Below are 22,829 nucleotides of genomic sequence, written 5' to 3'. Positions count from 1 at the left end.
TACGAAGGGGACGAAGTGGCCGTCAATGACATTGTGCTGTCTACCGGGGAGTACTTCGAGGAGACCCTCGCCGCGGCGAGCCCGGACCTGCTGCGCACGATGATCCGCGAGTTCGCGCAGCGGATGATGGACGCCGAGGTCGAGCAGATCTGCGGCGCCGGCTACGGCGAGATCACCGCCGGGCTCAGCCGTGGGTGGCGACCATGCTGCGCACCGTCTTCGAGCAGCCCGACGCCGAGTCCGTCTACGCCCGGCACCGCCATGTCGTGGAGGTGCTGGAGGCCAAATACCCCAGGGCCGCCGCGCATCTGGACGAGGCACGTGAGGACATCTTGGCGTTCACCGGCTTCCCCAAGGCCGTGTGGCGGCAGGTGTGGAGCCACAACCCTCAGGAGCGGTTGAACAAGGAAATCCGCAGGCGGACCGACGTGGTGGGCATCTTCCCCAACCGGGAGGCGATCATCCGGCTGGTCGGTGCCGTGCCGGCCGAGCAGAACGACGAGACATTCATCGGCCGTGACATGATCCATGCCGAAGACGGGGGGCGTTAGTGTGACCCGCGTGAACCTGCGTGAGGTGGCCGACGGTCGATTATCGCGCCTGGTGGCGCGTGCTCGCTCAGCCCCACTTGTCGGGAGGATGGGTGGGCGGCGCCCCGCACCACTCGTCGAAGTGGCCGGTCTGCTGCTGGTGATCCTGCTCTTCTCACGGCTTCATGCCGCCGCCGGGAAAGACGTCGCAGCCGCCACCGCCAACGCTTTGGCCCTGCAATCCATTGAACGGGCCGTTCACCTGGACATCGCACTGAGGGCGAACCAGTGGCTGACCGAGCATCCGGCCCTCATCCAGCCGGCGGTGTATTACTACCGCCTGTACTACCTCGCGATCATCGGTGTGCTGGTGTGGGTCTTCGTTCGGCATGCCGATGTATATGTCAAGGTCCGCCGGACCCTCATCGCGATGGTCGTTCTCGTGCTGCCCGTTTTCTGGGCACTGCCCATGTCGCCCCCACGGTTCGCCTTACCGGGTGTCGTCGACATCATTGCCGAGCACGACATCCTGGGCGGACATGCCTCACGAGAGATCGAGAACGGCCAGAACCTGTATTCGGCGATGCCCAGTATGCACGTGGGGTGGTCGTTGTGGTGCGCGTATTCCGTGTGGTATGCGCTGCGGTCCTCCCATCCGCGATTGGCGTTGCTCTCGTGGACTTTTCCGCTGGGGATGGCGGCAGTCGTGCTCATCACGGGGAACCACTATGTGCTCGACATCGCCGGAAGCGCCGCCTTGCTGGTCGTCTCCATCGCTGTCGTATCAGCGTGGGGTCACCTGGCCGAGCGTCGGCGTGCCGGCGATTGAGCGCCTGCGGACAGCCGCAGGGAAAACCGGTGCCGCCCGGTTGCTTGCTCACAATCGCCGTTTCAACAACAAGCTCTCCGGCGACGAGCCTGTGCGTGGCCTTCCGCCATCTGCACCAAGCCTCGTAGCAGAACTTTGATCAATGACGAGAAGCGAAAGCCCAAAGCGATCTTCATGTGCTTTCTGGCCGTAGCACCGTTTGCGCTGGACGATGATGACATCAAGGGCATAGTCGTAGAAGCAGGCATACCCCGCTCCCGCTCGACCGCGCGTCGCCGGGAAGCGATGCTTGTGCTGGAAGGACACTTCGATGAAATCCGCTGAGCGGCTCCACGACCTGCTTCACTCCTACGCGCGGTTCTACGGTGACGAGGAGGAGCCCCTCGCGGAATTCTGTGCCGCCTGGTGTGAAGGAATCGGGGTCGAGGAGGCCGCGCGGCGACTCGGGGCGGATCTGGATTCCCGCACCGACGGCGACCTCAGGAACATCGCGAACGCGAAGGGCGACAACCTCGTCCTGGTGGGACCTTTCGGGGCGTGGACGTTGATCTTCCAGATCGGCGGGTGGGACTGCGCCTCGCTGCTAGGAATGTCCGCCCTGTCGCGTGACTCGGGCCGGGCGCTTAGCCTGGAATGGGGCTACGACGGCGACGAAACCCTCCATTACGCGATGGACGGGCAGATGATCACGAGTCTCAGCGTCACCTACCCGCCGCTCCGCGACGGAGCCGACCCTCATGCGCTGGACCCCTACGTGGAAGGGCTGCGTTTCGAACTGGGCAGCGGTCCAGAGGGACCTTCACTCGCGGAGTGCGTCACCTCAGCGCTGACCGTGATCGCCCGGGTCACCGGCCGGGAGATCGACCAGGAGTGGCTGGACGGCACGCACGCGCTGTACGTGATGCCATCTCGGGACTGACGGGCGCGCTCGGGTTCGGGTGGCGGTTCTCAGGGTGGGGCCAGGTGGAGGATCTGGTCGCGGATGTGGTCGTTCAGGTCGGCCTGGAGCAGGCCGTTGTTGATCGCGGGGGCGCAGCCTATCGAGATCGTCACCGCGGCGGCTGGTCCTTCTAGGTAGTTGAAGACCTTCACCTGTTCATAGACGTCGATTCTCGTTCCTCGGTTCGGCTTTGCTCGTATCGCTGCTATTCAGGTCAGGAAGTGGCCGCTATGAGGCCTAGCGTGGGACACGAAGGCGATCCACGACCGACGAGGGGCGGAGACCATGGCCATCAACGAGCAGTTCACCGAGCGCGGGCAGGCCGATTCGAGCGGCCTCAGCGATGAGCGTGCCGATTTGCTGGAGACGCTGGCCAAGCACCGGCACTTCCTGCGGTTCACCACGCGCGGGCTCACCGACGAGCAGGCCGGGCAGCGGACCACCGCGAGCGAGCTCTGCCTGGGCGGGCTCATCAAGCATGTCGCGGCCGTCGAACGGGGGTGGGCCGACTTCATCCTGGAAGGGCCATCGACGATGGCCGACTTCTCGGCCATGACCGAGGAGGACTTCGCTCGCTGGGCCGACGAGTTCCGGATGCTGCCCGGCGAGACGCTGGCCGGCGTACTGGACGACTACGCCGAGGCGGCGCGCCGGACCGACGAAGTGGTCGTCACCCTGCCCGATCTGAATGTCGCGCATCCGCTGCCGAGCGCCCCCTGGTTCGAGCCGGGCGCGAAGTGGTCGGCCCGCCGGGTGCTGTTGCACATCATCGCCGAGACCGCGCAGCACGCCGGCCACGCCGACATCATTCGCGAGTCGCTGGACGGCGCCAAGTCCATGGGCTGATTCCCGAATTCTCGAAGCCCATCGTCACGAGACCTTCTCAAAGGCCGTCATCATGCCGTCGACGATGACGCCGTACCCGTTGTGAGCACAGACGGAGTGCTCCACCACGCCGGAGTAGGCGCGGCCGACGAGGCGACTGAGCCGGATGCGGATGTCGTGGGGCGGACGAGGCTAGTGCGGGGTCCGGTAGACGGAGACGTGGGAGCGGGAGTCTTCGGTGAAGTCGGATCCGGTCCAGTCCGCGTGTCTGGTCTCCAGTTCGAGGCCGGCGAGCTGGGCCATGAGGTCGAGTTCGGCGGGCCAGATGTAGCGGTGCGGGCTGCGGGACAGCTGAGCCTGCCTGGTCTCGTCGAACGTGAAGTGGTGCGACACGACGTGTTGGTTCAGGACGTCGTAGGTGTCCAGGCCGATGTACCCAGGCTCGCAGTGCCACACCGTGGCCTGCTGGCCCGGGGGGAGCTTGCGCAACTCGGGTACCCAGAGCTCGATCACGAACCGGCCGCCGGGCGTGAGGTGGCGGGCGGCGTTGCGGAAACACGCGACCTGCTCGGCTTGGGTGAGCAGGTTCGAAATCGTGTTGAAGACGAGGTAGACCAGCGTGTACTTCCCGGGCGCGACGGCCGTGGCCATGTCGCCGACGACCACCGGGATCGTCGTTTCGTCCGCCTTAGTACGCAGGCGGTCGATCATCCACGGTGACGTATCGATGCCGGTGACGGGAACCCCTCGCTCGGCGAGAGGGACGGCTACGCGGCCGGTTCCGATGGCGAACTCGAGCGCCCGCCCGTCGCCCGCGAGTTCGGCGAGGCGGTCGACGGTCGGCCCCACGACCTCGGGCGCGAACATGCCGACGCCCGGCGTGTCGTAGCGCTGGGCGGTATACGCATCCCAGATCTCTTGCGGCATGCATTCAACGATCACCATGGGCGTCCGCGTTGTCCAACGATTTTGTGACCGGCAAGGGGCGCGAACCGGCCCATCAGCTGAGCGCGGGGAACGGTCTGAGGCGCTCAGGCGCGAAGGCGCGAAGGCGAGCGGGACCGTACGGGAAGCCGCCGCGTCTCCTCAGGCGGGCTGTTCCTCGTCGTCGGGCGCCGAGGTCTCGCGCAGCGTGCCCGAGTCCAGTTCCAGCCAGCGGGTGACGCCGATCGCCCGCAGGAACGGGAGGTCGTGGCTGACGACCAGGAACGCGCCCTCGTACGCGTTCAGGGCGTTCTCGAGCCGGCCCGCGCTGGTCAGGTCGAGGTTGTTCGTCGGCTCGTCCAGCAGGAGGAGCCGCGGAGCGGGGTCGGTCGACAGGACGCAGGCCAGCGTGGCGCGCAGGCGTTCGCCGCCGGAGAGGGCCGAGGCGGGCAGGTTCGTGCGGTCGCCGCGGAAGAGGAACTGCGCCAGCCGGTGGTGGAGCTCGTTGTCACGCATGTGCGGCGCGAAGCGGCGCAGGTTGTCCACCACGCTCGCGTCCAGGTCGAGCAGGTCCAGCCGCTGGGACAGGTAGGCCGCCCTGGCCGTCGAATGGCTCGGCCCTGAATGGCTCGGCCCTGAACGGTCCGGACCGCTCGCGGCCGGCTGCGGCTCGGCCGCGCGGTGCAGCGTGCCGGTGGCCGGCTCCAGTTCCCCGGTGATCAGCTTCAGCAGGGTGGACTTGCCCGAGCCGTTGGGGCCGAGCAGGGCGATCCGTTCGGGGCCGCGCACGCTCAGCGTGAGACCCGGAGGCGCGAACAGCGGGCCGCCGCCGTAGCTCACGTTGACGTTTTCGCAGGTCAGCATCGTACGACCGGCGGGCACCCGTGTCTCAGGGAGGGTGATCGCGATGCGCGCCTCCTCGCGCAACTCCCGGGTCGCCTCCTCCAGCCTGGCCTTGGCGTCCGCGGCGCGCTGCTGGTGCACCTCGGCCGACCGGCCCGCCGACTCCTGGGCCTGGCGCTGCAACCCGCCCGCGATGATGCGCGGCAGGCCCAGCGAGCTCTTGTTGCGTTTGGCGTTGCTCGCCCGGCGCTGGGCCCGCTCCCGCGCCTCCTGCGCCTCGCGTTTCTGGCGGCGCAGGTCCTGTTCGGCGCCGCGTACCGCGCGCTGCGCCGCCTCCTGCTCACGGTCCACGGCCTCGGTGTAGGCCATGAAGCCGCCGCCGTACAGGCGCAGCTCCGTGGAGTGCAATTCGGCGATGGCGTCCATCCGCTCCAGCAGGGCGCGGTCGTGGCTGATCACCAGCAGGCAGCCCTTCCATTCCTCGACCACGCGGTAGAGCCGCTCGCGCGCGGCGCGGTCGAGGTTGTTGGTGGGCTCGTCCAGCAGCAGGACGTCGGGCCGCTTCAGCAACTGGGCGGCCAGCCCGATGGAGAGCACCTGACCGCCGCTGAGCGTGCGCAGCGGACGGTCCGGCGTCACGTCGCCCAGGCCGAGGCGGTCGAGGACGGCGGCGGTGCGCTCTTCGATGTCCCAGTTGTCGCCGACGACGGTGAAATGCTCCTCGCGGACGTCGCCGGACTCGATGGCGTTCAGCGCGGCGCGGATCGGGGCGATCTCCAGTGCCTGGTCGACCGTGCCGTCCAGCAGCGGCAGGGACTGTGGCAGGTACCCGGTCTCGCCCTGCACGGACACCGAGCCCGCGCGGGGCCGGAGCTCCCCGGTGATCAGGCGGAAGAGGGTGCTCTTCCCGGCGCCATTGGGGCCGACGAGGCCGGTCCGGCCGCTGCCGAGGGAGAACGAAAGGCCGTCGAAGACAGGGGTGTCGTCCGGCCAGGAGAACGACAGGTCGGTGCACACGATGGTCGCGTCAGGCATGAAAGATCCCGGGGACGAGAAGCCCGGCCCGGAGGCGCGTCACAGGGTGCGGGGCCGTACGGCCGCGCGGCACGGTTCAGGACGCGCCGGACCGGCGCATGATGGGTGGTGGACGGATCCCGCGGGCCCGGGGGCGCTCTGAACGCGCGCCGGGCCGCTGCGTCACGCCGTGGGGAAACGGCGATGACGGACGGCGGGCATCACTCGGAGTCGTCGTCCTCGCTGACGAGCATGACTCGCATCCTCCGTACCTCGGCATCGTCCCGCAAAGAAAGGGGACATCGCATCCTACCACCGACCTCGCGAGCCACCCGGTGATGAGGTCGGCCAGATGGTGAAGAACGGCAAGGAACCGCGCATGACCAGGCTGTTGCCGGTGCATGTCGCATGAGGACCGCGAACGCGAGGACCATGAAACGGTTTGCCGTAAGAACAGTGCTCACCTTACGCTGGGCTCACTCTGAAACGGGCACTCCCCAGAAGTAAGCCGCAAACGGGAGTCCCACCTCTGGGCCACGATGAGCGCCCGAGGTCTGGAGGGGCGGCGCGGTCTTCTGCCGTCTCTTCCTTCGGAGGAATCTCGTGAACGTTGGTCTCGGCCTGCCCATCTCCGACCCGCCGCTGCTGCTCGACTGGGCCCGGCGCGCCGACGCCGGTCCCTTCACCACCCTCGGTCTGCTCGACCGTCTCGCGTACCACAACCCCGAGCCCATGGTCACGCTCGCCACCCTCGCGGGAGCCACCACGCGGATCCGCGTGCAGACCGAGGTGCTCATCGCGCCCCTGCGCGACGCGGCGCTGCTCGCCAAGCAGGCCGTGACGCTCGACCGTCTCTCCGGCGGCCGCCTGGTCCTCGGCATCGGGGTCGGCCCGCGCGAGGACGACTTCCTGGCGGCGGGCGTCGACTTCCGCACCCGCGGGCGCCGTCTGGACGAGCAGATGGCCGTGATGCGCCGCCTGTGGTCGGGCGAGCCGTACGGCGACGGCGTCGGCCCGATCGGGCCCGCGCCCGCGCGTCCCGGCGGTCCCGAGGTGCTGTTCGGCGGCTTCCTACCCGTCGCGCTCGAACGTGTGGCCCGCTGGGGGGACGGCTTCCTCGCCGCCGCCCCGCCCTCCTGGCTCGGACGGCTCATCGAGGTCGTCCACAGGTCCTGGAGGGAGCACGGGCGCGCTGGCGCTCCCCGTCGTCGCCCAGGCCAACGCCGTGCTCGGCCCGCGCGAGGTGGTCGAGGACGCCCGTGCGGCCATGGGCGCCTACTACGGCTGGACCGGTCAGGCCGAGCAGATGGTCGCCGGTATGCTCACCACGCCCGGCGAGATCCGCGACGCGATCGCTCGCTTCGCGGACCTCGGCGCCGACGAGGTGATGCTGTACTGCTATGGCCGCGACCCCAAGCAGGTCGACCGCTTCGCCGACGTCGTCTGAGCGCGGCGCGCGTTCGGCCCTTTTGGGCCCGTTCGGAGCTGCAGGGTCCGGGGGTATAGGGCTATCCTCGGCCCCGAGCACGGCCGGACCGTCGCTGGGCAGGTTCTCACCACAGACCTGAGGGGCTGACGATGATGCTGACCTGGGACTCCGTTCTCGCGTGGCGTATGCGCCGGCAATTCCTCGACCGGCCGAAATCGCCGTCCACCGAGGAGATCGTCCGCCGGTTGTGCGGAATCCAGAGCCAGGTGAAATCGAATGCCGAACTCACGGTCGCGGTCCGCTCGCCCGACCCGGTGAAGGACGCCGTCCAGCGCGGCGTCGCCGGCAAGGAGCTCGTGCGCACCTGGGCCATGCGCGGCACCCTGCACACCCTGTCCACGCGCGACGCGCCCGCGTACCTGTCCCTGCTGGCCTCGACCCGCACCTGGGAGAAGGGCGCCTGGCAGAAGTCCTTCCTGGACGCCCCGCGCATGGCCGAACTCGCCGAAGCCGTCCAGGCCGAACTCGACGGGGCCGTCCTCACCCGCGAGGACCTCGTCGCGGCCGTCGAGCGGCGGACCAAGGACTCCACGATCTCCGAGGCGGTGAAGTCCGGCTGGGGCGCGGTGCTGAAGCCCCTCGCCTGGCAGGGCTACCTGTGCAACGGCAACGGCGACGACGGCCGCGTCACCTTCACCAGCCCCGCGACGTACCTCCCCGGCTGGCCGGGCCTCCCCGAGCCCGAGGAGGCCGCCCGCGTCGTCATCCCCGCCTACCTCTCCGCGTACGGGCCGGCCGGGCCCGACGTCTTCAACCGCTGGATCTCACGCGGCGCGCTGAAGAAGACCACGCTGCGCCAGTGGTTCGCCGACCTCGGCGACACCCTCACCGAGGTCGACGTCGAGGGCGAGACCCTGTGGATCCGCACCGAGGACGCCGAGTCCCTCGCCGCGACGCCGCCCACCGACATGTTCCGGTTGCTGCCCGCCTTCGACCAGTACGTCCTCGGCATGGGCACCGACGACACCCGCGTCATCCCAGCCCATCACCGCAAGGACGTCAGCAAGACCGCCGGCTGGATCGCCCCGGTGGTCGTGGACGCCGGCCGCGTGACGGGTGTCTGGGAATCCACCGAAACTTCCCTATCCATAACCCTTTTCCCGGATTCTCCGAAGCCCGCCGAAGAGGCGGTCAATATCGAGACCGCCCACCTCAATCTCCTCCTCAGCGGCCCAAACGAGAGATCCGTCACCATTTCCTGAAATTGGCACACCGACTGCAGGCTCGTGTCGGCGATGGCGCGCAGGCCCAGTACGGCCGGGCTCCCGCGGTCGGGGTCGGGCGCGCTTGGCCGGAAGACCTGGCCGTCAGCAGGGAGCGTCTCGCCGACGGGCGGGTCACCCCGACTTGAGCGCGACCAGCTTCTCCGCCGAGATGGGGCGGAAGGTCGGCAGGACGGACAGGAGGAGCTCCTCGGTCACGTCGTGCCCGCCCACCTGCACCAGGGCGTCGCCGTGCCGGGCGTACACGGGTGTGTAGCCGTTCTCCAGCCGTGTCGTCCACACGCCGGGGGATATCTGCCGGCACGGCGCCACCGCCTTCCAGCCCGAGTTCGGGTACGGATCGGCGCACGCGGCCTCTGGAGTGCCGGCCGCGCCGGGCATGACGTAGACGTCGATCGCCGGATCGAGGTGGTGGGTCTCGGTGGGGAAGTACGTGAGGCCGATCATGCCCGCAGGAAGGAGATCGTCCATGCCGGCGAGCGTGTAGTCCGCGATGACCGGTGCGATCAGCGGCACTCCGGCGTTCTTCAGGTCGTCCACCCGTCGCGCGTCGAGGATCCGCCCCGAGACAATCGGCGTCGCGATCGCGGCGAGAAGGACCGTCCCGGCCACGGAACCGCGCACGACCCGGTTCCCGGGGGCGCATATCCACGTGGCGAGGACAAACGCCCCCACGATGTAGAACAGGTTGAAAAACCATGGCAGCTCCCCATTAGGCGTAAACGGGGAGAGCGAGAGGTCGATCACCAACAGCGCGACCGTGGCGAACGGTGCGAGCAATCCGATGAGCTGCCAGCGCGGCAGCCTGCCAACCCAACTCGACAGAAACGAGAGCGGGAAGAACGCGATCATCATCACCGCGCTCGACGTGAAGTCGTCCTCTTCGGGCCCCTGCGGCCAGTAGTTCCCGAGAAGAAAAAGTGACACCGCGACCGCGATGCCCGCCAGAAGCGCCCTTAATAAAACCGGCATGTCATGATTATTACGCCAAAGCCCTGGAGGTGGCGCGCACCGACGCGTTCGGGTGCGGTTCAGGCCGGGGCCGTTGAGCGTACATGTGGTCCGGGGCGGTGGTCTCCTCGCCGACGCGGCCCAGCCCCTCAAGCCCGGCCGCTACATGATCCGCCTCCTCCCCCGACGAGACGGCCCAGTCGTCGATCTTCACCGTGACCGGGTGACTCTCGCGACCTCAGCGGGCGGATTGGAAGGCGCGGCCGGCCTTTGCCGGAGTGCTGTTTGTGTGGAAGAGGCCGCTGTTGGGTTTATCGGATGGGCTCAAATCGATTTCGGCTCGGCAGGAATCGATGCACCGAGTCTTCTTCCCAACGGATTCTTGCGAGCGAATGGTCAGGGGTTCTTGATCAAGGTACTCGCCGCCGGCCGGATGGCAGCACGAACTGCTGATCGCTGACTACTGATAGGTACACGTCGGTTCGCAGGGCTACTTGCCTGGAGTGGCGACGCGTGCTCGTCTCGAAGCGCACTTACCACCCTGGCTACCTCCACGGCCCTACCGCTTGAGCTGCATGGATGTAGTTTTCGGCAGGAGCAGGGTTGACCGGGAGGTTGGAGAACCGGACGAAGCCGCCGCGCTGCACCGGCTGAGTGGTGGCCCGACCCCAGTTGTCGGCCATCGGCCGTCCGCCAAGCTGATCAAGTGAAAATTGATCATCTAGGTGCGTGCTCGCGTTCGGGAGCCGAGGCGATGCCGTGGACCTTCAGGATCCCCCAGACCGCGGAGGCGGCGACCTTGATGCCGAGCGCGACCAACCCCCCGTGGAGATGTCGACAGCCCACGACGCATTTCCGCCGTACCTGCCTGGCCGCTACTCAGCCGGGCATCTTGAGATCTCGCAGGACTCCGGCGCCTGCGCCGGGCGTGATGTTCCAACCACGGATCTTCTGTGCGACTTTCCTGACCCGCTTGTCGGTCGGCGGGACGCCGATCTCGAAATGTGCCTCGTCTGGAGACGAGAAATCGCCACCCCATTTCACGGCACCCTCACACTGGGTAAGGATATCGCGGATGACGGCGAGTTCGTGTGGATAGAACCCGTTTCTGACGTCAGGTGGATAATGGCCGGGGCGAATGTCTATCGCGGTACCGGAGGCGTGATTGAGTTCACGTCTTTTGACTGTGGCAGGACTTTTGAATCCAATGACCTCACCCGGGCGCAGGGTATCGATCTCGTAGTGGAACCTCCGGACGATATGGACCAGGATTACTTCGACATCCCCTATGGCAACGTCGATTTCGAATCCCGTACCAGGCACGGGGCGCGTCCACACGCTGCCTCCAGAATTAGCAGCAGTGTTGATCAGCCAGCCGTTCGGGGACGTCCCGCCGGGCACGATCTCGGCGAAGGCGCGCTGTGCCTTGGAGACGCTGTCTTTGCTGGGGCTGGCTGGATCGCCAGAGTTTGCGATAGAAGGCTGCGCGAAGATCGCGCCTGTGCCTGAAACGATAGCTAGGCCGGCCGCAGATCGCAGGAATACGCGCCGTGACGAAATCATTCAACACTCCCATCTGAGCGTCGCAGGAACTCATGAGAGTCCGTGCGGCGCGTTTTCCGCGGTTTCCATGTCGAGTCGCCCTGCATCGGGTGACACCGGTCGTGGGGCCGCCGTCCAGGCCGATGGCCGCGTCACGCCGTGGCCAGGTGATCTTCTTCTGGTGCACGGCCGCGCCGCCTCGGTATGGACGGCCCGCCTGCTCGCCGTCCCGGCACTGAGGCGAGCCTCGGCGGCGGAGGTGTCAGCGCAACTGCGCGAAGTACTTCTCGAACACCCGGTACACCCCGAGCTTGATGTAGCTGTGCTCCTCGGGGGCGTCGCCGAACCCCTGGTAGCGCCGCAGCAGCAGGCGCGTGTACTCGTCGCTGTAGTCGAGCGACGGCCGGGGGATCTGGATCGGCGTGTCGCCTTCGTTCCGGCGGATGTCGGTCGCAGCGTGGATCAGCACATGCGCCGCCGTGCTGATGTTGAAGTACACGTCGTTGTGCAGCTTCTGCCAGACCTCCCAGACGTCCGCGTCGCGGTCCCGGTCCTTGACCGCACCGGTGATGATCCCCTGCTGAATGCAGTAGTTCCGTGCTTCGATCGCAGTGACTGCCCAGATTTGACCGAGACCCGTGCTGCAGTCACGCTTGATCCAGTAGTCCGTGGGATCCCAGTCGTGGCCCGTGTGGTACAGAACGACGCCGTCGTCGGCCAGCCCGTCGAGGACCGTGAGCTTGCGGATCTCCCAGAAGATCGGCACGGTGATGAGTGCCTTGCGTATCCGTAGTGCCCGGGCGAGGCCGGTCGTGAGCGCGTCGTAGCTCATCGCCAGGTTGAGCGCCTCGGTCGTCGAGTAGATCTGCCCGACGTTCTCGCCAGTATTGCCGCCGCGCTCGGGAATCCCTTGGGACTCCAGGTAATGCTGCATATCCGCCAGCAGCGCGGGCTTGAGCGAGTAGTCGAAGCCGTAGTCCTGCCCGTCGGTCCACTCGCCCTGGTCGAAGGTGTTCTGCCCCCAGTCGCGACCCGACACGATGTCGTTGTCGATCTCGATGCGCCCGTCCCCTGACCCGATCGTGATCGTGGCGATCTGGTCGAACGCCCAGTCCTGGGGCAGCGGATACCCGAGATTGCCGGAGTAACCGGTGGACATGTCCGAGACGAAGCTCGCCGAGCTCAGCCCTGCGGCGGCCACGCGCGAGCAGATGTTGCGCGGACCGTAGACGCCGATGCGGTAGACGCTGCCGTACTGCTCCATCGTGTCCTTGACCCCGCGGAAGTACGGGATGACCCGCTCGGTCACCTGGTAGTCCATGGCGTCGAAGTCCACTGCGAAGTAGATGCGCGTGCCCGCTTTGAAGCCGTAGAAGCGTGCGCGGTCGATCGCCGCCAGCGCATCGGACGCCCCCTGATCGGAGCTGAAGTAGCCTGCCGAGTCACCGTAGGTCTGGTAGATCGGGAAGCAGCGCAGCCCGTTCTCGGCGATCGTGCTGAGCTCGCCTAACTTGATCTTCTTGTCCAGGGACGTGTTGGGGACGTTGGACAGGTACCGGCCGACCACCTGGTAACCGGCCGCGCGCAGGCTCTGCGCGCGTGCCGCGGTGATCTCGGTGACGCAGTCGACCGCCTGTCCCCGCCGGGTCGCGTCGCCGGTGGAGACGAGCAGGGACGCCCACGTCTGGAAGTCCCCTTGCCCGGTGACGGGGAGCTTCGCGAAGTCCTGGAAATCCCTGACGAGCCCGGATAGGTACGGTGTGAAGGCGTCGGTGAACGTGATACCGGCGCGCTGGTTGAAGACCATCGCGGCGGAGAACAGTTGGACCCAGCGCCCGGCCGACCCGATCGACAGCGTGTTGGCGCGGAGCCCGGCTTGCGTGCCCGGCCCGAAGACGCCGGTAGCCTGCGCGTCGCTCATGCCGATCTGGAACTGCACCGCCAGCATGAGCGCTTTTTGTACGTCGCGTGAGAAGTGCCCGTCGCAGGGAATGATGAAGAAGTTGACGCGCTGGACATAGCTGGCGTTCATCCACTGCTGGATGGTCCGGACGGTTTCGTTTCCGTTCCCTACGACGACGTAGGCATCCATCGTCAGCAGCGCCTTGAACAGCTTCGGGACCATCGCGGAGCCCGAGAAGGTATCGGCGACGCCCGCGTTCGACTTCAGCCGCTGCACCGCCGTCGCGACGCGGTCGCTGTAGATCCCGGAGGGCAGGTTGAAGGTGTCCACACCCCCGCCGTCGTAACCCTTGCAGTACAGGCCCGCCTGGATGATTCGGATGATGCGGCTGGCGCCGCTGGTGGAGCCATCGATCGACGGGTACCGGGCCGTGAGCGTCGCGAGCGTGGTGGGCCCGAAGTTGTCGGACAGGGATGTGATGCCGAGCTCGTATTGGAGACATCGGGTCAGGGCGTACATGGTGGCCCAGCCCGTCTCCCCGTCCTCCGCGACATGGGGTATCCCGATAAGCGAGCCGTAGACCTTGTTAATGAATTGCTGCGCCATCAAGACCATCTGGTCCGCCATGTGACTCACTCCCTCAGGACGCGTTCCGGGGCCGCGCAGGGCGGTCCCGGAACGGTGTCGATGTGATCCGTCAGTAATTGCCGGTGCACGCCCAGTCGTGGCCCGAACCCGCGAGTATGCGGTCGAAGCAGGCCTTGTACGTCAGCGATCCGTAGTCGTAGAGCATCGCCGTCCAGATGGGACTACCGGAGTAGACGCCTTGGCCGTTGTAAACCGAGTTCCGCTGGGTGCCGTTGGCCGCGTAGCCGAACCCGCCGGCCCGTACGTAGCAGCACGTCCGGGTCCACGCCGTCGCACAGCGACTGCTGAACCGCAGTTCCGCGTAAGCCCCGCCTTCGTCGTGCCGGTAGATGGTCACGGCGTCGTTGCACGTCGAGCCGTTCCATACATAGCTGTTGGGATCCTTGCCGTCACAGGCGTAGCCGCAGCCGCCATCGGCCAACGCGGCCTCACGCAGCGACGCCACGGCCTTGGGGTCGGCAATGGTGTCGATGCTGCCGTCCTCGCGTACATAGGTGTGGTGCGGCAGTGTGAACGCTGTACGTCCCGACGCGTCCCCGGCCGTAGCCTCGGGACCGTCACTCACGCCGCTCACTGCAGCGGCGGCCGCACCCGTGGCCGTTGCCGACACCCCAAGCAGCATGGCCGCCAGACCCACCGCGACAGCGACCCAGGCACGACGCGCAAGTCTTTTCAGCATGTGTCATCCTTCCTTCTCGTGTGTGTTGGCATGCTCTAGTCACAGCTGATCGGCAGGTATCAGGGAGATCACGCACATATCCGATTTCCCAGCCGAGTTGTGTCGCTCGCCGCACTTCCGGTCCCGGCGGCCCCGCTGAGTCGAACGTTCCGAAGACGAACCGCTTCCGACATCGGTCGGCTCGTATCAACAGCCCCGGGCTTACGCCACCCCGGGGGCGGCCCCCGTTCTCGAACTCCGAATTCGCGCAAATCAGATCATTCCGGAGGCGAGGCTGCATGTCGTTGACAACCAGCGCCTTGTGCTTGACTTTGCCTGCCACGTGCTACTGACCCGTGCGAACGCTGATGGTTTGATCGGCTGCCAGGCCTGGGCTGTCTGACCAGCACACGGAGCACAGCAGCTCACGCACCAGGCCGGCCACAACCGGAACGAGGGCCTACTGCTCCCGCACGACCCGCGCCAACGACGGACTCGCCCCCGCACGGGCCCGCAGCCCAGGCGGGGGAGGCGGGTCCCAAAAGCTCACCCCGAACTCATGCCGCGTTCGCCGAGCCGGGCTCTACGACGCGCGCCATAAGACCGTCCAGCAGATCAACGACTGTGGAGGGCCCTGGTCGAGGGTGGGTCAGAGAAGGACTCAGGAGGGCCATGCCAGCCGCAGTGTGAACCTTGACAAGGACCTCGATCCTTGAAATAAGCATTACGTAAAGGCGTTTCATCCCACTACGTTGTGGTTCGGGGGAGGATCCACCTTGTACACGGTGGTGACGACGGAGGATATCGCGCCTTCCGATGGGCTGGCCTACTTCCGGGAGGCAGCACTACGTGATGTCGCGCCGACGGAAATGTACGGCGACAGGAACGCCAGTTTCTGGGGACGGATAGCCGTAGGAGACCTAGGTGTGGTGACCATGGAGCGGACGGCCACTCGCAGTACGGCTCGTCGGGGGATGTATCGCGGTGCCGATCTGATCCGCCGTTCGGATCCGGAGCTCTACCACGTGGTGTTCCACGAGCAGGCACCCGCCATACTGACGTGCGATCACCGTCAGACCGAACTCCATCCTGGGGACATCTGCGTGGGCGACAGCTCCCGTCCCTATAAGGCGTGGTATGAATCAGGCGTTGGCTGTTATCTGGCGCTCCATATTCCGCGAAAGCTGCTCCCCGTCCCACCGGCCGCCACCGGCGACCTCATCGGAGCCCGCTTATCCGGGCGCCGCGGGGTCGGCGCGCTGCTGCGCACCTTCGCGGCTCAGGCCGCCCGCGATCTGAGCAGCTATACGCCGTCGGATGCCATCCGCGTGTCGACCACCCTGCTCGACCTGACGGCGGCTCTCATCGCCCATGAGATGGAAAACACGGACGCGCTGCCGACCGAGTCCGGCAGGCAGGTTCTGTACCTGCAGATCCAGAGATTCATTCAGCAGCGGCTCGGGGACCCCGACCTGGCACTGGCGACGATCGCCGAAGCCCATCACATCTCCGTACGCACCTTGCACAGGCTCTTCGAAACCAGTGGTTGCACCGTCGCGGAGTGGATTCGCACGCGCCGCTTGGATCGCTGTCGACACGACCTGACCGACCCGGCCCTAGCTGATTGGCCCATCCGCGCCATCGCTGCCCGTTGGGGCTTCGCCGTCCAGTCGCATTTTTCTCGTGCCTTCCAGTCCGCCTACGGTATGTCCCCCTCCGAATACCGACGCTCGTTTCTCACCGCTTCACCGGCGGATGCGGGACAGCTCGGTCAGGATCACCCCTTGATTGAGATGTCCGGCCAGGTAGCGGGCGCATACTCCGGCGATCAGCTCCGGGGATCGGAACGCGTTTCGGGCCAGCCCCACGATGCCGGGGCGGCCCGGCGTCAAGTGGGCGCGTAGCATCGTCGGGAAACCACGCCGCCGCGAGGGCGGCCTTGCCGTGCGCCGCAGCCACTCGGCCAGCGGCTGGTCCATCAACTGGATCTCCAGCGTCTGGCCCCTGTTGTTGCTGAAGACGAGCAACTCCACGCCCGCCGTCAACCGGTCCTCGTGGTCGCGTAGCGCCTGCAGCGCCACGACCTCCTTCGAGAGGATCGCGCGGGAGTCCGGCCGGCCGAGCGCGATCAGCTGGCGGTTGTGCTCCACCCACCGTGACACGGTCCGTGCCATGAACCGCTCGTCCCAACTGTGCCATGGCCCCGGCATCTCGAGGATTTGACCGGGTTTGATTCTGTGTGAGCGGTCGACGCCAGCCTTCACCGCTGGTAATAACTACCATCCTGGATGAGCTGATGGGCCGGATCGCGGGCCGGGCGATCATGTGACGGTACGGCGTCACCGCCTTCCAGCCCCGGTTCGGCTCCGGTTCCCGCACACAGCTTCCGGTCGCGCAGCCCCATGACCAGACGGCCTTACCGTATGCGTGTTTGACTTGATGACATGATGATGGTGTCATCAAGTCATGCTGTATAGGACGCCTCTTCTGGACGATGCGGACCAGTGGGTGCTTGAGGATGTCGAGCGGATGCGCCACGACCTGCGCACGCACATTCGTCCGCAAGAGCGATGGACCAAGCAACTGCGCAGGAGCCTCACCGCCAGGGCGATCGTGGGTTCGAACACGATCGAGGGGTATGCGGCGTCGATAGAGGACGTGGAGGCGCTCATGGCGGGTGAGGCGCCCCTCGATGCGAGCGATGCGACGCGAAGGGAGTTGGAGGGCTATCAACGGGCGATGACCTATATTCAGGCGCTCTCAGATGCGGGTGGCGAGTTCCGCTATGATTTGGGTCTGATAAATGGTCTGCACTTTATGATTCAGGAGCATCACGGGAACAAGCGTCCGGGTCGGCTGCGACAGGGGCCAGTGTATGTGACCAGCCCCGATGATCCCGCCGTTGCCGCGTATACAGGCCCTGAGTACGAGATGGTGCCTGAACTCATGCGCGAGCTGGTCCACTGGCTCAACGAGGGGGATTTGGATTCTCCCGTCCACGTTAGAGCATCGATGGCGCATCTGAACCTCGTGAAAATTCATCCATGGGCGGACGGAAATGGGCGGATGTCACGGGCCCTGTCCACTCTCGTCTTCTCCAGGGAGGCTTTGCTCCCACCGGAGTTCTCATCTATCGAAGAGTGGCTCGGCAGGGGGCAGAACACTTATGGCTATTACAAGGTCCTTGAGGAGGTGGGGGGCCCTGTCTGGAGCCCGGACCGCGATACGCGCCCGTGGATGAAATTCTGTTTGCGCGCTCACCACCTCCAGGCCCAGCAGGCCAAACGTAGGGTTGATCTTCTGAGTCGGGCATGGATCGCTCTCTCAGAGGCTGCGGCGGCCGATCGTCTCGACGAGCGGACCGTTTTCGCGCTGTTGCCCGCCTTCTGGGAATCGCGTGTCCGGCGCACCGTCTACCAGCAGGACGCGGAACTAAGTAACCAACAGGCCACTCGAGATATCCGTGAGATGTGCCGTCTAGGCTGGTTGGCGCCTCAGGGACAGGCGAGGGGCCGGTATTACGTGGCGGGTCCGGCCATGCAACCAATTCTTGAAGCCGTCAAGCAGTCCACGAACCGATACGTCGATCCTTATGGGACCTCCGGCCCGTGATCGGGCGCTGACAAGGGCCGCTTTCGCTCGGAACGCAACCGTGGTCGGCCCCTGCGGGACCTCTGTGGCTTTGCAGGATGACGACGACGGCTCGGCACGCGCTGCGTCGCGCGGGCGTGCCGAGCCGTCGCATCCACGAACGCTTCGACTTCTGAGCCGCGGGCCCGTCAGTCGCCGAGGATCTCGACGAGGGCCTTGGCGAACTCGGCCGGATGGGTCAGGAACCCGACGTGGCCGCCCGGGAACTCGACGAGCCCGGTGCCGAGGCGCTCCGCCAAGGTGGCGGCCGTCCGGTGGGTGAGGGCGTCGCCGGAGTCGGCGCCGCCGACGACGACGAGCGGGGCGTCGCGCAGCGCGTCCAGGTCGGGGACGAACCGGGTGAACGACCGCAACTCATGCGCCAGGACGGTCTCGCTGTTGGCGCGGACGCGGGTCAGCATCTCCACGATGGGTGCGGGCAGCCCGGGCGGCGGCTCCGGCGGGGGCGTCAGGCCGACCTCCTCGCCGAACCTGCGCATCGCGGCGTCCACGCCGTCCTTCAGGTAGATCTCGTGCAGTTCCTCGAACAGCGCGTGCCAGCGCGCGGCGTGCGGCAGCAGCTCGATGACGAACGGCTCGTGCGCGACCACGGCCCGCACCCGCCCGGGGTGGCGCGCGAGCAGGTCCATGCCGACCATGCCGCCGTAGCTGGTCCCGAAGACGTACGGGGGGTCGCCGCCGACCGCCTCCAGCAGCAGCCGCGCGTCCTCGGCGTGCTCACCGATGCGCTGCTCGTACGGCGGGACGGTGAGGGGACTGCGCGAGTTTCCCCGGGGGTCGTAGGTGACGACGGTGTACCGCTCGGCGAGCACGGTGGCCAGCGGCGCGAACATCGCCGCGTCCCCGTCGCCGCCGTTGACGAGCAGGAGCACGGGCCCCGAGCCGCGCACCTCGTAGTAAATCTCGGCGCCTGGCACGGTCAGCATGCCGGTGTCCATGAATCCCCTCGGAGAGGTCGGGCCGCCCGGCGGGCGGCGGGTTTCCGTGAACGGGTTCACCGGGGCCACCGCCCCATGGCGGCGACCCCGGTGCTCGGTGCGGCCCGGCCTGTGATCAGGCGCGGGGTGTCTCTTCGGGAGACATGACCAGGAGGCCGAGGCACATTTCGTCGCTGGTGCCCTCGCCCCACACGACGTACCTCGGCGGCAGGCCCTGCAGCGCGGGGAGTTGCCTGCGCAGGCCCGCGTCGTGGGTGCAGGTGACGCGGAAGACGTCGCCGGGCTTGACGTCGACGGGCTTGGGCAGCGGGCGGATCGCCTGGTCGTCGAAGTCGTAGGACGGGAGGTCGAGCAGCGTCCGGGCCTTCGGTGTGCCGGGGTTCATCTCGATCTTGATCGAACGGCCGAGCAGGTGCATGTGCCCGGCGGTGGCGTAGATGGTGGCCTTGGCGGGGAACTTGGTGTCGCAGTGCTGGGTGGTCCCGGCTACCGGCGGCTTGCCCTTGTTGCAGAACTCGTTCAGCCCCGTCACCGTCTCACCCGCTTGCGCCCCGAAGCGCTGGACGACGTCCTTGACGGCGGCGTCGCGGTCGCACAGCGGGCCGGATTCCTGGGCGGTGCAGGGCAGCTCGATCGGCGCGGGAAGCTGGCCGGTCTGCAGCGGCTTGAGGTCGGTCTTGCCGTCGGTGAGCCGCAACCGCATGCTCGACTGGTCGCTCTCGGCCGGCTTGCCGCGCGACGCCAGCAGGTTGTAGTGGATCTGCATGACGAGCCGGCTGCCGGGCGGCATCGGGTAGCCGACCTTCTCGGTGAGCAGCGTCTCGTTCGCCCCGGGCGCCCAGTGGCCGACCCAGCCGCTGCCCTCCAGACCCGCGTCGCCGAAGCACGTCCACCCCTCGCCGGGCGTCTTGGCGTCGAGGTCGCGGGCGGCCTGCACCTTGTCGGGGTCCAGGCGGAAGATGATCGCGTGGTGGACGATCGCGCTGTTCTGCGGCAGGAACTGGCTGCCGGTCAGGAACGCCTTCTCGGTGACGCCGGGGTCGACGATGAAGCAGCGATACTCGTCGGTTCCCCCGGCTGGGGCGGCCGGCCGGTAGGGCTCGGCCAGCTTCACGTTGACGAACCGCTCGGACGGCCGCAGCGGGGCCGCGGGCGGGGCGCTGAACGTCCCGCCGTGACCGCCGTGGCCGCCATGGGCGCTGACGGACGGCGTCTGCGTCCCTACGGCGGCCGCGTCGCCCTTGGCCCCGGTGGTGACCGAGTCGTTCCCCTTCGCACATGACGCGACGAGAAGTGTGCCGGCGAGGGCGAGGGCCACCCCGCCGAGCCATCGTGCCGGCCGGACCGCGTCGTTCATTCCGCCTCCTGCTCTTCCCCGTGGAGCTTCGTGGTCTGCGGGCGTGCGCCCGGGATCGGCTCCCGCCGATCCCGCTTCCAGCCTTCTCCCGGACTTGACGTTCGGGCATCCGCCCTTAGGCCGAAGCAGCTCATCCGCTCGGGTGAGGGGTTTCCCCCTGTGGTGGGCCACGGTCGTAGGCGAATCGGTTTATCGACCCCTTTATGTACTGATAGCGGTATTTATCCCCGAAGCCGGGCGAGCATGGGCGGCAGCGCGTTCTCGTGCACGACGGTCAGCCGCCGCGTGGCGCGGGTGATCGCCACGTACAGGTCCTGACCCCCCTTCGGCCCCTGCGCCAGGATCTCGTCGGGCGCCAGGACGATCACCGCGTCGAACTCCAGCCCCTTGGACTGCGTGACGGTCAGCACCGCCGACGGCGAGTCCAGCGCCTCGGCCGTCAGCGCGGACGCCGAGCCGGGCAGCAGCGCGGCGATCTCGCCGTGCCGGGCGTCGGGCGTCAGCACGGCCAGGCGGCCCTCGCCCAGCCCGGTGACCTGCTCCAGCTCCGAGCGCACCAGCTCGGGCAGCACGGTGGCGAGGTCGGCCCGCGCGGCGCGCACCGCGCGTGGCGGTGCCTCCCCGTCGCGCACGGAGATCGGAGGCCGCTGCGCGGGATCGACGGCCTTGAGCACGTCCGCGGCGACCTCCATGATCTCGGCGGGGGTGCGGTAGTTGACGAGCAGCCGCGCCTCGCGCCAGCGGCCCCTCACGTACGGGTCGAGCATCTCGGCCCAGGACCGCGCGCCGGCCGCGGAGCCGGTCTGGGCGACGTCGCCCACCACCGTCAGCGAGCGCGCCGGGATGCGGCGCATGACCGTCCGCCAGGCCATGGCCGACAGCTCCTGCGCCTCGTCCACGATGACGTGCCCGTACACCCACTCGCGGTCGGCCGCGGCCCGCTCGGCGGTGGTCGGGGCGGGCTCGCCGGACGGGGTCCGCTCGGCGAGCGCGCGGGCGTCCATCAACTCGGTCAGCTCGTTGATCTCCAGCACGCCGCGCGCGTACGCGCGCTCCTCGCGCCGCCTGCGCAGGGCCTCCCGCTCGGCGGCCTTCCGGGCGGCGTCGTCCTCGCCGAGCAGTTCGGCGGCCTCGTCCAGCAGCGGGACGTCGCCCGTCGTCCACGGCGAGCCGGGCGCCCGCAGCAGCGCCCGCTGTTGCTCCGGCGTGAGCAGGACCTCGCCGCCGGGGCCGTGCGACGCGGCGCGCAGCCTCTCGGCGTCGGACAGCAGCTCCGAGACCAGCCGTTCCGGCGTGATCGGCGGCCACAGCGTGTCCAGCGCCTCGCGCACCTCGGGTTGCGCCCACAGCGCCGCCCGCGCGTACCGCAGGTCCTCCTCGTCCATCGGGCGGTCGAGCCGCTCGGCCTCGTCGAGCGCGAGCGCGGTCAGCGCCGAGTCGACGAACAGCTTGCGCGCCACGTTGTGCGGGTTGCGGACGGCCCGGGCCCTATCGCGGGCGCGTACGCACGTGGCGTGGTCGACGCGCAGCGTCATGCGCTCCACCACGACCTCGACGCCGCCGCGCACCGAGGTCTTCACCGGGACGCCGACCACCAGGTCGCCCTCGGGGACGCGCTGGCGGTCGCGCACGGCGGCCCTGATCACTTCGGTCATGCGGGTGTCGCCCTTGACGATCGCGGCCTCGGGGGTGTCCTGGGCGGTGGCGCGCACGCCGGGGTACAGCTCGCCGACGGTGGTCAGCACGACGTCCGTCTCGCCGAGCGCGGGCAGCACCTGCCCGATGTAGCGCAGGAACAGGGCGTTCGGGCCGATGACGAGCACGCCCCTGCGCTCCAGCGTGTCGCGGTGCGCGTACAGCAGGTACGCCGCCCGGTGCAGCGCGGCGACGGTCTTGCCCGTGCCCGGCGCGCCCTGGACGACGAGGGCACCGGGCAGCCCCGAGCGGATGACCTGGTCCTGCTCGGCCTGGATGGTCGCCACCACGTCGCCCATGCGCCCGGTGCGCCCGCGCCGCAGCGCCGCCATGAGCGCGGCCTCGCCGACCAGCGTACGGCGGTCGGGCTCGCTCATGCGGCCGAGGTCGAACACCTCGTCATCGAGGTGCACGACCGTCCGGCCGCGGGTGTGCAGGTGGCGGCGGCGCACCAGCGGGCCGGGGTCGCTCGGCGTCGCGGTGTAGAACGGGCGCGCGGCCGGGGCGCGCCAGTCGATCAGCACCAGCGCGTCGTCGGCGTCGCGCAGGCCGGCCCGGCCGAGGTAGTACGTTTCGCCCGCGTCGTCGTCGAGCCTGCCGAAGCACAGCCCGCGCTCGATGGCGGAGAGTCGCGCCACCTGCCGCGCGTGCTCGCCGGCCGAGACGTCCCGTTCGAGCCGGGCCTGGTGCGTGCCTCCCTTCTCGCCGCGCCTGTGGTCGGCGCGCAGGGCCGCTTCGGCCTGCTCGCGCACCGCGTCCAGGCGGTCGTACAGCATGGAGACGTAGGCCTGTTCGGAACGAAGGGCTTCGGCGCGGGGGGAGCCGCGGCCGGGTTCGGATACACATTGCTCCATCGGTGTGGTATACTC

The 22,829-nt window shown here is 67.9% G+C and carries 18 protein-coding genes and 2 pseudogenes; 11 read left to right on the top strand and 9 right to left on the bottom strand.

The annotated features are described in order from the left end of the window. Positions 1-203: 203 nt before the first annotated feature. From AB0H21_RS35545 to AB0H21_RS35525, 5 genes and pseudogenes are all read left to right on the top strand, one after another. A pseudogene (locus AB0H21_RS35545) lies at positions 204-503 on the top strand (transposase); the annotation flags it as partial. A gap of 58 nt (positions 504-561) precedes the next feature. Beyond that, positions 562-1,359, top strand: a complete 798-nt coding sequence (locus tag AB0H21_RS35540) for a phosphatase PAP2 family protein (protein ID WP_358525689.1) — start codon at positions 562-564, stop codon at positions 1,357-1,359. 135 nt (positions 1,360-1,494) lie between these two features. After that, positions 1,495-1,683 (top strand): hypothetical protein, encoded by a 189-nt coding sequence (locus tag AB0H21_RS35535; protein ID WP_358525688.1) that lies wholly within the window; start codon positions 1,495-1,497, stop codon positions 1,681-1,683. Then, complete coding sequence (locus AB0H21_RS35530) at positions 1,670-2,278, top strand: DUF6461 domain-containing protein (protein WP_358525686.1); 609 nt, start codon at positions 1,670-1,672, stop codon at positions 2,276-2,278. The genes AB0H21_RS35535 and AB0H21_RS35530 overlap by 14 nt, the downstream gene beginning before the upstream one ends. A gap of 306 nt (positions 2,279-2,584) precedes the next feature. Further along, the gene (locus AB0H21_RS35525) at positions 2,585-3,145 is read left to right on the top strand and encodes a DinB family protein (protein ID WP_358525684.1); all 561 of its coding nucleotides are present in this window, start codon (positions 2,585-2,587) and stop codon (positions 3,143-3,145) included. Between the two features lie 171 nt (positions 3,146-3,316). Here AB0H21_RS35525 and AB0H21_RS35520 read toward each other — a convergent pair whose 3' ends face one another. Continuing rightward, positions 3,317-4,051 carry a class I SAM-dependent methyltransferase gene (locus tag AB0H21_RS35520; protein ID WP_358525682.1) on the bottom strand — a complete coding sequence of 245 codons (735 nt, stop codon included), beginning with the start codon at positions 4,049-4,051 and terminating at the stop codon, positions 3,317-3,319. Between the two features lie 159 nt (positions 4,052-4,210). After that, positions 4,211-5,926: an ABC-F family ATP-binding cassette domain-containing protein gene (locus tag AB0H21_RS35515; protein WP_358525681.1), complete on the bottom strand. Its 1,716-nt coding sequence runs from the start codon at positions 5,924-5,926 to the stop codon at positions 4,211-4,213. Positions 5,927-6,508: 582 nt separating this feature from the next. Between AB0H21_RS35515 and AB0H21_RS35510 the strand changes: the two are divergent. The 3 genes and pseudogenes from AB0H21_RS35510 to AB0H21_RS35500 all read left to right on the top strand — a co-directional run. Beyond that, positions 6,509-7,045 (top strand): annotated as a pseudogene (locus AB0H21_RS35510) (LLM class flavin-dependent oxidoreductase); the annotation flags it as partial. A gap of 85 nt (positions 7,046-7,130) precedes the next feature. Continuing rightward, positions 7,131-7,352 (top strand): hypothetical protein, encoded by a 222-nt coding sequence (locus tag AB0H21_RS35505; protein ID WP_358525843.1) that lies wholly within the window; start codon positions 7,131-7,133, stop codon positions 7,350-7,352. Positions 7,353-7,483: 131 nt separating this feature from the next. Further along, positions 7,484-8,596 (top strand): winged helix DNA-binding domain-containing protein, encoded by a 1,113-nt coding sequence (locus tag AB0H21_RS35500; RefSeq protein WP_358525679.1) that lies wholly within the window; start codon positions 7,484-7,486, stop codon positions 8,594-8,596. 135 nt (positions 8,597-8,731) lie between these two features. Here the strand turns inward: AB0H21_RS35500 and AB0H21_RS35495 are convergent, their stop codons facing one another. The 4 genes from AB0H21_RS35495 to AB0H21_RS35480 form a co-directional block, all read right to left on the bottom strand. Further along, positions 8,732-9,589 (bottom strand): hypothetical protein, encoded by an 858-nt coding sequence (locus AB0H21_RS35495; protein WP_358525677.1) that lies wholly within the window; start codon positions 9,587-9,589, stop codon positions 8,732-8,734. Positions 9,590-10,447: 858 nt separating this feature from the next. Then, positions 10,448-11,131: a M15 family metallopeptidase gene (locus AB0H21_RS35490; protein WP_358525675.1), complete on the bottom strand. Its 684-nt coding sequence runs from the start codon at positions 11,129-11,131 to the stop codon at positions 10,448-10,450. 241 nt (positions 11,132-11,372) lie between these two features. Next, positions 11,373-13,640: a glycoside hydrolase domain-containing protein gene (locus AB0H21_RS35485; protein ID WP_358525673.1), complete on the bottom strand. Its 2,268-nt coding sequence runs from the start codon at positions 13,638-13,640 to the stop codon at positions 11,373-11,375. A 70-nt stretch (positions 13,641-13,710) separates the two neighbouring features. Further along, a complete protein-coding gene (locus AB0H21_RS35480; protein WP_358525672.1) occupies positions 13,711-14,226 on the bottom strand; it encodes a DUF2690 domain-containing protein in 516 nt (171 codons plus the stop codon). Between the two features lie 878 nt (positions 14,227-15,104). Between AB0H21_RS35480 and AB0H21_RS35475 the strand changes: the two genes are divergently transcribed. From AB0H21_RS35475 to AB0H21_RS35465, 3 genes are all read left to right on the top strand, one after another. After that, positions 15,105-16,223, top strand: coding sequence for a helix-turn-helix domain-containing protein (locus tag AB0H21_RS35475; RefSeq protein ID WP_358525832.1), 1,119 nt, complete (start codon positions 15,105-15,107; stop codon positions 16,221-16,223). Positions 16,224-16,263: 40 nt separating this feature from the next. Beyond that, positions 16,264-16,542: a hypothetical protein gene (locus AB0H21_RS35470; RefSeq protein ID WP_358525670.1), complete on the top strand. Its 279-nt coding sequence runs from the start codon at positions 16,264-16,266 to the stop codon at positions 16,540-16,542. A gap of 243 nt (positions 16,543-16,785) precedes the next feature. Continuing rightward, positions 16,786-17,931, top strand: a complete 1,146-nt coding sequence (locus AB0H21_RS35465; RefSeq protein WP_358525668.1) for a Fic family protein — start codon at positions 16,786-16,788, stop codon at positions 17,929-17,931. A gap of 167 nt (positions 17,932-18,098) precedes the next feature. On the opposite strand, the gene AB0H21_RS35460 is transcribed toward AB0H21_RS35465, so the two are convergent. The 3 genes from AB0H21_RS35460 to AB0H21_RS35450 form a co-directional block, all read right to left on the bottom strand. After that, a complete protein-coding gene (locus AB0H21_RS35460) occupies positions 18,099-18,896 on the bottom strand; it encodes an alpha/beta hydrolase (protein ID WP_358525666.1) in 798 nt (265 codons plus the stop codon). 127 nt (positions 18,897-19,023) lie between these two features. Next, positions 19,024-20,265, bottom strand: coding sequence for a monooxygenase (locus AB0H21_RS35455; RefSeq protein WP_358525664.1), 1,242 nt, complete (start codon positions 20,263-20,265; stop codon positions 19,024-19,026). Positions 20,266-20,486: 221 nt separating this feature from the next. Then, positions 20,487-22,814, bottom strand: coding sequence for an ATP-binding domain-containing protein (locus AB0H21_RS35450; protein ID WP_358525662.1), 2,328 nt, complete (start codon positions 22,812-22,814; stop codon positions 20,487-20,489). Positions 22,815-22,829 lie beyond the last annotated feature (15 nt).

This window comes from Sphaerisporangium sp. NPDC051011, from assembly GCF_040653595.1.
Lineage (GTDB): Bacteria > Actinomycetota > Actinomycetes > Streptosporangiales > Streptosporangiaceae > Sphaerisporangium.
Note: the sequence above shows the minus strand (reverse complement) of the source record. Positions and strands in the feature narration are given on the sequence as shown.